This window comes from Pseudarthrobacter sp. (assembly GCF_036675385.1).
Lineage (GTDB): Bacteria > Actinomycetota > Actinomycetes > Actinomycetales > Micrococcaceae > Arthrobacter.
The window spans coordinates 1-9,107 of record NZ_JAKFFD010000176.1 but is presented as its reverse complement, the minus strand read 5'-3'; the positions used below and the strand labels follow the sequence as shown (position 1 = coordinate 9,107).

Sequence of the window (9,107 nt, the reverse complement as noted above, 5' to 3'; positions counted from 1 at the left end):
GTACGCCTCCACGGCACCTTATTTCTGCGACTATGTGCTGCACCTGCTGCTCAACAACCCGGCCTACGGCGCCACTCCCAAAGAGCGTGAGCAGATGGTGTTCCGCGGCGGCCTGACCATCACGACAACGCTGGACGTCAACGCCCAGAACGTTGCCCAGGCCGAGTCGGATGCGGCTGCCGGCGTCAATACGGACAACTGGGGTGCGTCCATCGTCTCCGTGCAGCCCAACTCCGGCAAGATCCTGAACATGGCGCAAAACACCTCGTATCTGCCCACCGAGGGCAAGTTCAACCAGACACAGAACTTCAACGTGGACAAGCTGGACAAGGACGGCAACGACCTCAACGGCCTGGGCGGATTCCAGCCCGGCTCCACCATGAAACCCTTCACGTTTGCCGAATGGCTGAACGAGGGCAAGTCCATGAACGCCAACGTCAACGCCGCCACCCGCACGTACCCGCAGACCTTCCCGTGGAGGAACACCTGCCCGGAACCCACCGTCGGCTGGTATGACGCCAGGATTCCCGGCAGCTTCGACCTGCAAAACTCCGACGACGGCTACTACCGGAACATGACGATCCTGTACGGCCTGCAGAACTCGATCAACACGGCCACCTTCGCCTCGGCTGCGCAGGTTGACCTCTGCGGCATCCAGAAGATCGTGGATGCCGTCGGAATCCACGGTGGCCTGCCGGTGGGTGACGATCCCAACCCGCCAGTCAAGATGACCACGTTGGCCAACCTGATCGGCTCAACGCAGACGGCCCCACTGACGATGGCCTCCGCGTTCGCCACGTTCGCCAACGACGGCAAGTACTGCGAGCCCATCGCCATCACGTCTGTCACGGACCAGACCGGCGCACAGCTCCCGGCCCAGGCCACGAGCTGCCGCGATGCCGTCAAACCGGAGGTCGCCCGGGGCGTGGCATATGCCATGCAGAAGGTCCTTGATGAGGGTTCAGGATCGCTCATTCAGCCGCGGCTCTCCACCAAGACCAACTTCCCGGTGGCTGCCAAGACCGGCACCAACGACACCAACGGCTCCACCTGGGTGGTGGGTTTCACCACCGGTGTGGCCACCGCGGCGTGGTTCGGCGACCCGCTGGGTGACCAGCTCCGGCCGGGCCGGAACCTGACGGTCAACGGACAGTTCTACAAGGCGATCGACGGTTACATGATCGCCGGCCCCATGTTCTCCAAGTACATGGCCCAGGTCGCTCCGGCGTATGGCACGAACGCGTTCACGGCCCCGCCCACCAACATGGTGAGCGGAACGCCTGCCCGGACCACGCCGTCAACGCCGGCCACCGCGCCTGCCACGGCTCCGGCCCCGCAGCCGTCCACGGACCCTGCACCGGGCAACAGCGACAAGAAGAACTAGCTCCATGGCAGTCAGCCCTGCATTGGCCAGCCGCGTCCGGAACATCGGGCGCGGCTTTGCCGTCACCGCCGGCGCGGGCGCTGCGGCGGGGATCGCCGCCTTCGGATACGGGCTGTGGGAGAAGAACCAGTTTGTCCTGCGCGAGGAGGCACTGCCCATCCTGCCCGCAGGCCACCCTCCCTTCCGCGTCCTGCACCTGAGCGACATCCACTTCGTCCCGGGCCAGGACACCAAGGCGCGCTGGCTTGAGTCGCTGGCGTCGCTGGAGCCTGACCTGGTGGTCAACACCGGGGACAACCTCAGCCACGTCAAGGCGGTGGAACCCCTGCTTAAGGCACTGCGCCCGCTCCTGGAATTCCCCGGCGTTTTCGTCCCGGGGTCCAACGACTACTACGGCCCGAGCTTCAAGAACCCCGCGTCCTACCTGCTGGGTCCATCGAAGATCAAGCCCAAACAAACCGAACTGGACTGGCCACGGCTGCGGTCCGGCTTCGGCATGCGTGGCTGGGTGGACCTCACCAACCGGCACCAATCGGTGGTACTGAAGGGCATCCGTTTCGACTTCTCCGGCGTGGACGATCCGCACTTGGGCCGGGAGCGCTATGCGGGCTGGCCCCGCGGCACCCGTGACCAAGACCAGAACGCGCACCTCCGGGTTGCGGTCATCCATGCCCCGTACCAGCGGGTCCTGGACCATTTCACGCAGGACGGCGCTGACCTGCTGCTGGCGGGCCACACCCATGGCGGCCAGCTCTGCATCCCCGGCTACGGCGCCCTGGTGTCCAACTGCGACCTCCCCACGTGGCGGGCCAAGGGACTCAACAACTGGGAAAGCAACGGACGTACGACGCCGGTCAACGTCTCGGGCGGCATCGGCACCTCCCGGTTCGCTCCCATCCGCATCGCCTGCAAACCCGAGGCCGTCCTGCTGACGCTCACCTCCCCCGAATAACGAAGGTGTGAACCTGCTCACGCCATGGCATAGGGTAGTTGCTAAGGGAAACTACATTCGATTTAGAGCTTGAGAAGCGGGCATGGCCAAGCAGACCTCATTTTTCAGATCCATCAGCCGTCTTTACCCTCACGTGAGGCCGATCATCCCCCGGCTGGTGATGGGACTCCTCTGCGCACTCCTGGCCAGCGTCGTGGCGCTGACCATCCCGCAGGTGCTGCGGGTCCTCGTCAATGAGTCCCTTAAACCCGGTGGCACGTCGGACGCCGTCTGGACTGCCGCCGTCGTCATCCTGGTCCTGGGCATCGCCGAGGCGGGACTCGTGGCGCTCCGCCGGCAGTTTGTGATCAACCCGGCCACCACCGTGGAAACCCGGATGCGGGTCTCGCTCTACGGGCACCTGCAGGACCTGACGGTGTCCTTCCACGACCGCTGGGGCTCCGGCCAGCTGCTGTCGCGTGCCATGACGGACCTGAACTTCCTGCGCCGCTGGATGGCGTTCGGTGCCATCATGCTGGTGGTCACCACACTCACGGTGGTCATCGGCATTGTGGTCATGTTCTCCATGAGCTGGCAGCTGGCCCTGATCTTCCTGGCCGCGGCGGTGCCCATCATGGCATACGGCTTCCGGTTCCGGACGCGCTTCAGCAAAGTGGCGCGGCGGAGCCAGGACCAGGCCGGCGACCTCGCCACCACGGTGGAGGAATCCGTCCACGGCATCCGCGTCCTGAAGGCCTTCGGCCGCAGCCGCGAGGCCCTGGAGAACTTCAACGAACAGGCCGAGGAACTCCGCCAGACCGAGATCGTGAAGGCGAAGCACCAGGCGACGTTCACCATGGTGGTTACCCTGCTGCCGGAACTCGCACTCGGCGCCGGGCTGGTGGTGGGTGTGATGCTCTGCGCCAGCGGCCAGCTGAGCATCGGCGCGCTGGTGGCGTTCTTCGCCACCGCCGCCGTCATCGCCGCGCCGGTGGAGTTCTCCGGCATGCTGCTGGCCATGGCACTAACCGCCAAGTCCGCCGTCGACCGCCACTTCGAGGTCATGGATTCGGTCAACACCATCACCAGTCCCCCGGCGCCGCGCAGCCCCTCGCAGCTGAAGGGCGCGCTCAGCTTCAAGAACGCCACGTTCGCGTTCGAGGACGCACCGGACAAGCCCATCCTTAAAGAGATCAACCTGGACGTCCGGCCGGGCGAGACCATGGCTCTGGTGGGCATCACGGGAAGCGGCAAGAGCGCGCTGATCCAGCTGGTCCCGCGCCTGTTCGACGTCACCGACGGCTCCATCACGATCGACGGGGTGGACCTGCGCGAGTTCGACGTCGACGGGCTCCGGCGCGTGGTGGGCGTCGCGTTCGAGGACACCACCCTGTTCTCCAGTTCCGTCCGCGACAACGTGCTCCTCGGGGCGCCGGACCGGACCGAGGAAGCCCTGGACGAAGCCCTGGATGTGGCGCAGGCCCACTTCGCGTACTCGCTGCCGGAGGGCGTGGACACACTCATCGGCGAGGAGGGCCTGAGCCTCTCCGGCGGGCAGCGGCAGCGGATCGCCCTGGCACGGGCCATCGCGGCGCGGCCCCGCGTCCTCGTGCTGGACGATCCGCTCTCGGCCCTGGACGTGCATACCGAGGAACTTGTGGAAACCCGGCTCCGCGCGGTCCTGAAGGACACCACCACACTGATCGTCGCGCACCGCCCGTCCACCGTTGCGCTGGCTGACCGGGTGGCGCTGCTCGAGGATGGCCGGATCGCCGCCGTCGGAACCCACACGGAACTTCTGGCGCACAACCCCCATTACCGCTACGTCATCGCCAGCCTGGACCAGGAACCACGGGACCTGGATTCGGAACTGTCGGAGCTTGAGGACGAGTCAGAGGACAGCATCCGATGAGTAACGCAACCTTCGGCACCGCCAATGAGGACAACACCCACCTCAGCAAGTCGGACAGTAAAACCGTACGACGGCGGTCGCTCGCCCTTTTGGCCACGCTGATCCGTCCGGTGCGGCTCAGGTTCTGGCTGACCATCGCCACCGTGGTCCTGTCCCAGGCCGCGCGCGTGGCCGGGCCTGCACTGATCGCGTTCGGCATCGACCACGCCCTCCCGTCGTTGCAGGCGGGCGACAACCTCCCTCTGGTGCTTACCGGCGTCGCCTACCTGCTCGCAGCGATCGCGACGGCGGGACTCACCGCCCTCTACGTCACCTCCACGGCGCGGCTCAGCCAGGCGATGCTGCTGGACCTGCGCGTCCGGGTCTTCCGGCACACGCAGCGCCTGAGCCTGGAGTTCCACGAAAAGTACACGTCGGGACGGATCATCGCCCGGCAGACCTCGGACCTGGAGGCGCTGCGGGAACTCCTCGACTCCGGCGTCAGCTCCCTGGCCTCGGGCCTGCTGTTTATGGTCTTCACGGCTGTCACGGTGTTTGCCCTGGACTGGCGCAGCGGCCTGATCGTGCTGGCCGCCGGCGTCCCGATGTACTTCCTGTCGCGCTGGTACCAGAAGCACTCCCAGATCGTGTTCCGTGAGTCCCGTGTGGTCTCCGCCCGGCTGATTGTGCACTTTGTGGAAACCATGACCGGGATCCGCGCCGTGAAGGCCTTCCGCAAGGAAACCGAGAACGCCGCGAAGTACGGCCAGCTGTCAGAGGACTACCGGCTGGTTACCGTGCGCTCCATCAACCTCAACGGCATCTTCCAGCCCGGCCTGGTGCTGATCGGCAACGTCTGCGTGGCCGTGGTGCTCCTGTTCGGCGGGTTCCGCGTCCTGGGCGGGGACCTCGCCGTGGGCGTACTGCTGGCACTGATCCTTTCCACCAAACGCTTCTTCCAGCCGGTGGACCAGATGGCCATGTTCTACAACTCCTTCCAGAGCGCCCAGGCTGCCCTGGAGAAGGTGTCCGGCCTGCTGGAAGAGGTTCCCACGGTCCGTCCGCCCAAGAACCCTGTTGCGCTCCGCGATGCCAGTGGCGCCGTCGATTTCAAGGGTGTGGAGTTCCGCTACGGCGACGGCCCTGTGGTCATCCCCACCATGGACCTGCACATCCCCGCCGGCCAGACCGTTGCCCTGGTGGGGCAGACCGGCGCCGGGAAATCCACGCTTGCCAAACTGATCGCCCGCTTCTACGACGTCTCCTCCGGCTCCCTGACCCTGGACGGAGTTGACCTGCGCAGCCTCACCACCGCGGACCTGCGCCGGAACATCGTGATGGTCACGCAGGAGGCGTTCCTGTTCAGCGGTTCCGTGGCGGACAACATCGCGCTGGGCCGGCCGGAGGCAACCCGAGCGGAGATCGAGGATGCCGCCCGGGCCGTGGGCGCCCACGAGTTCATTACCGACCTCCCCGAAGGCTATGACACTGATGTCAACAAGCGCGGCGGCAGGGTGTCCTCCGGGCAACGGCAGCTGATCAGCTTCGCCCGGGCGTTCCTGGCCCGCCCGGCGGTGCTGATCCTGGACGAGGCCACCTCGTCCCTGGACATCCCCTCAGAGCGGCTCGTCCAGAGCGGCCTGGCGCGCCTTCTGCGGGCAACGTCCGACGCCGGCAGTCCGGCAGGTGCCCCGGACTCGTCTGATGCGGGGTCTGCGGCGGAGGGGTCTGCGGCGGAGAGGTCAGCTGCTGCGGGCGGCGGCCGGACGGCGCTGATCATCGCGCACCGCCTCTCCACCGTTGAAACTGCCGACCGCGTCCTGGTGGTCCACGACGGGCGCGTGGTTGAGGACGGCACCCCCGCGGAACTCATCGGCGGCGGCGGACGCTTCGCAGACCTCCACGGCGCCTGGAAGGACTCCCTGGTCTAAGGATCTGACCCGGCCTGCGCCGCCGATTTCACATCCGGGCCCGGCGTCGGCTATTCTTGTAAAGTTGCTTTTGCAGCGGATCGGGATGTGGCGCAGCTTGGTAGCGCGCGTCGTTCGGGACGACGAGGTCGCAGGTTCAAATCCTGTCATCCCGACCAATTGAAAGAGGGTCTCCCCCAGGGGAGGCCCTCTTTTGTGTTTCCCGGCTGTCAAGCGCCCGGGCTAGGAACGGTCAAGTGCCCGGACAAAGAAATAGCCCCGGGGCATGATGACCATGCCCCGGGGCCGCACCTCCTGAGAGGATTCCTTACATCGGGTCGGGCCAGTTGCCAACGTTGGTGGTGTACGTGCCGCCACCGGTCTTGTCCTTGATGGGCTTGGACATGGGATCGGGCCAGTTGCCAACGGCTACGGATACGCCGGTGGTGTCGGCGATGGAACCTGCCGACAGGACAGCCGGGGCCGCCGCAGAAAATGCCAGGGCAGCAGCGAGAACGCCAGCGGCCGCAATCTTCTTCAACATATAAGTTCCTCAATACGAGTCGGATTCGTTACAAAGTCAGCACTGTCCTTGTTGACATACATTGTAAAATGTTTTCCACAGGGACTGTCAAGCATTGAGTACAAAGACTGTCCAGAATCAGGAGGAAATCCCGTGGGCAACGGATTCGGGGAGAAGCTCCGTGCGGAGCGTCTCGAACGTGGGCTGACACAGGCTGAACTGGGCAAGGACCTGTATTCCCCCAGTTACATCTCCCTCCTCGAAACCGGCCGCCGTGAGCCGACGGCCGAAGTGATCGAGGAGCTCGCCCGCAGGCTGGAGCTGGCGCCCAAGGCGCTGGAAGCCTGGAGCCAGCCCATCACCGTCAGCGACGCCGAGTACGTCCTGGCTGGCCTCTACGCGCGCCAGGCCTGGGACCTCCGGGACTACCCGCTGGCGGCCACGCACGCAGCCAACGCAGCCCAGATAGCCCTGGAGGGCAAGAACACCAGCGCGTGGTGGAACATGACCTACATGCAGGCCGAATGCCTGATCAAACAGGGCAACTGGCAGGAATGCCAAAAGATCATGCAGCACCTCCTGGAGCACCCCATGGCCACGGAATCTGCCGGCCTTGCCGTCCGTGCCCGCCAGATGCTCGCCGCCATCTGCCAGGGACAGGGCCAGCTGAGCACTGCCGTGGAGCATGCGCTGGCGGCCGTCCAGCTCTGCGGCCAGCTGCCCAACGGATCCACCCTGATCATCGGCGCCTACCGCGCGCTGATCGGGGCACTGGCGGAGAGCGGCCGCCTCGACGAGGCCTGGAAATACTGCCAGGCCATGAATGACCAGATGGACGAGCACTCCATGTCCCAGCTTGCCGGTGAGGTTGCCTGGGTGATCGGCAACGTGGCCTTTATGCGGCACGACTACCCCGAGGGCATCAAGTACCACGAGCGCGCCGCCCGGATGCTGTCGCCCGCTAACGACATCGATCTCTGGGCCCGTTTCAACAAGGCCTCGGCCGCCGTCCGGCTGTCCTCCGGAATCGTCGAACCGGAAACACTTTCCAGCATCGAGCGCGCCGAACTGGCGCTGTCCATTGTGGGGGGCAACAAGAGCGACCAGCTGGAAGTTGCGTTCATCCGCGCCCGCTGGCTCTATCTCACCGGCGACATCGTGGCTGCCATCAACAAGCTCCGGGAGATCCACGCGGAATCCGACGCGCTGGCCAAGCACACGGCAGGGGAAGTTTCACTCCTGCTGGGCAAGTCGCTGAAAGCCGCCGGCGAGTCCGACGAAGCCCTGGTCTACCTCGAGGAAGCGCAGAAGGCCTTCAGCGCCGCGGGAGCCTCGGACCGCGTCCAGCAGGCACTCGATGCAGTCCTTGAGATCAGGCTGGCCCAGCAGCGGGCCGCAGCAGCAGCGAAAGACGTCAAAGCAAGCTAGGGCCGGCCGAGCCCCAAAACGGGCCCGGCGCGAAGCCGGGCCCGTCAAAGCTGTTCTAGGCGAACGTCTTGCCCGTGATTTTCTCGTAGGCCTCGACGTAGCGGCTGCGCGTCCGGGCCACGACGTCCGCGGGCAGGGCGGGCGGCGCCACGTCTGAGCTCTTGTCCCAGCCGGATTCAGCCGACGTGAGCCAGTCGCGCACATACTGCTTGTCATACGAAGGCTGCGCCTTGCCCGGCTCATACGTGGCCGCATCCCAGAAACGGGAGGAATCCGGCGTCAGGACCTCATCGCCCAGGGTGATGGCCCCGGACACGGCGTCGTAGCCGAACTCCACCTTGGTATCGGCCAGGATGATGCCGCGTTCGCGCGCGATCTTCTCGGCGCCGGTGTAGATCTTCAGGGTCAGTTCGCTCAGGCGTGCGGCGATGTCGTCCCCCACCATGGCCACAACATCGTTGTAGGAGATGTTCTCGTCATGCTCGCCCACATCGGCCTTGGCGGACGGTGTGAAGATGGCCTGTTCCAGCCGGGACCCGTCCACCAGGCCCGGCGGCAGCGGAATCTCGCAGACCGTCCCCCGGGCCTTGTACTCCAGCAGCCCGGTGCCGGTGAGATAGCCGCGGGCGATGCATTCCACGGGGAACATGTCCAGCTTCCGGCAGATCATCGCGCGGCCTTCCACGGCCGCAGGAACGCCGTCCTCCACGGTGGATGCCAGCACGTGGTGGACCACGTCAAGCTGGTCGAACCACCACAGGCTCAACTGCGTGAGGATGCGGCCCTTGTCCGGGATTTCGCTGGCCAGCACGTGGTCGAAGGCGCTGATGCGGTCGCTTGCCACCACCAGGACGCAGTCCTGTCCCACCTGCTGGCGCGTGGCTTCGTCCGCCGGCTCGTAGAGGTCGCGGACCTTGCCGGAGTAAACGTGCGTCCAGCCCGGCAGGTCCAGGGTTTCGGTGCTGAAGCCGCGGGGCGGCTGTGGTTCCTGGGCGGAGTTCTCAGTCATGTTATGCCTTCGCCTTCGTGACGGGGAGCGT

At 65.7% G+C, this 9,107-nt stretch carries 7 protein-coding genes and 1 tRNA gene; 6 read left to right on the top strand and 2 right to left on the bottom strand.

All coding sequences use genetic code 11. The features are described 5' to 3' along the window. The 5 genes from V6M49_RS15370 to V6M49_RS15350 all read left to right on the top strand — a co-directional run. Positions 1-1,384 (top strand): transglycosylase domain-containing protein (locus V6M49_RS15370; RefSeq protein WP_332761843.1); only part of this gene is annotated, 1,384 nt, incomplete at its 5' end. 4 nt (positions 1,385-1,388) lie between these two features. Beyond that, positions 1,389-2,336 carry a metallophosphoesterase gene (locus V6M49_RS15365; protein ID WP_332761841.1) on the top strand — a complete coding sequence of 316 codons (948 nt, stop codon included), beginning with the start codon at positions 1,389-1,391 and terminating at the stop codon, positions 2,334-2,336. Between the two features lie 82 nt (positions 2,337-2,418). Beyond that, positions 2,419-4,227, top strand: coding sequence for an ABC transporter ATP-binding protein (locus V6M49_RS15360; RefSeq protein ID WP_332761839.1), 1,809 nt, complete (start codon positions 2,419-2,421; stop codon positions 4,225-4,227). Beyond that, positions 4,224-6,137, top strand: coding sequence for an ABC transporter ATP-binding protein (locus tag V6M49_RS15355; RefSeq protein ID WP_332761837.1), 1,914 nt, complete (start codon positions 4,224-4,226; stop codon positions 6,135-6,137). The genes V6M49_RS15360 and V6M49_RS15355 overlap by 4 nt, the downstream gene beginning before the upstream one ends. Before the next feature lie 81 nt (positions 6,138-6,218). After that, positions 6,219-6,295, top strand: a tRNA-Pro gene (locus V6M49_RS15350). Between the two features lie 149 nt (positions 6,296-6,444). Here V6M49_RS15350 and V6M49_RS15345 read toward each other — a convergent pair. Next, complete coding sequence (locus V6M49_RS15345; RefSeq protein ID WP_332761835.1) at positions 6,445-6,660, bottom strand: hypothetical protein; 216 nt, start codon at positions 6,658-6,660, stop codon at positions 6,445-6,447. 132 nt (positions 6,661-6,792) lie between these two features. Between V6M49_RS15345 and V6M49_RS15340 the strand changes: the two genes are divergently transcribed. After that, positions 6,793-8,067, top strand: coding sequence for a helix-turn-helix domain-containing protein (locus V6M49_RS15340; RefSeq protein ID WP_141141606.1), 1,275 nt, complete (start codon positions 6,793-6,795; stop codon positions 8,065-8,067). Between the two features lie 55 nt (positions 8,068-8,122). Here V6M49_RS15340 and V6M49_RS15335 read toward each other — a convergent pair whose 3' ends face one another. Further along, entirely contained in the window at positions 8,123-9,076 is a 954-nt protein-coding gene (locus V6M49_RS15335; RefSeq protein ID WP_141141607.1) for a phosphoribosylaminoimidazolesuccinocarboxamide synthase, read from the bottom strand. Positions 9,077-9,107 lie beyond the last annotated feature (31 nt).

Excerpts from the sequence above, each read along its gene's own strand:
- V6M49_RS15365 (WP_332761841.1), top strand. The coding sequence starts at position 1,389 with ATGGCAGTCAGCCCTGCATTGGCCAGCCGCGTCCGGAACATCGGGCGC.
- V6M49_RS15360 (WP_332761839.1), top strand. The coding sequence starts at position 2,419 with ATGGCCAAGCAGACCTCATTTTTCAGATCCATCAGCCGTCTTTACCCT.
- V6M49_RS15355 (WP_332761837.1), top strand. The coding sequence starts at position 4,224 with ATGAGTAACGCAACCTTCGGCACCGCCAATGAGGACAACACCCACCTC.
- V6M49_RS15345 (WP_332761835.1), bottom strand. The coding sequence starts at position 6,660 with ATGTTGAAGAAGATTGCGGCCGCTGGCGTTCTCGCTGCTGCCCTGGCA.
- V6M49_RS15335 (WP_141141607.1), bottom strand. The coding sequence starts at position 9,076 with ATGACTGAGAACTCCGCCCAGGAACCACAGCCGCCCCGCGGCTTCAGC.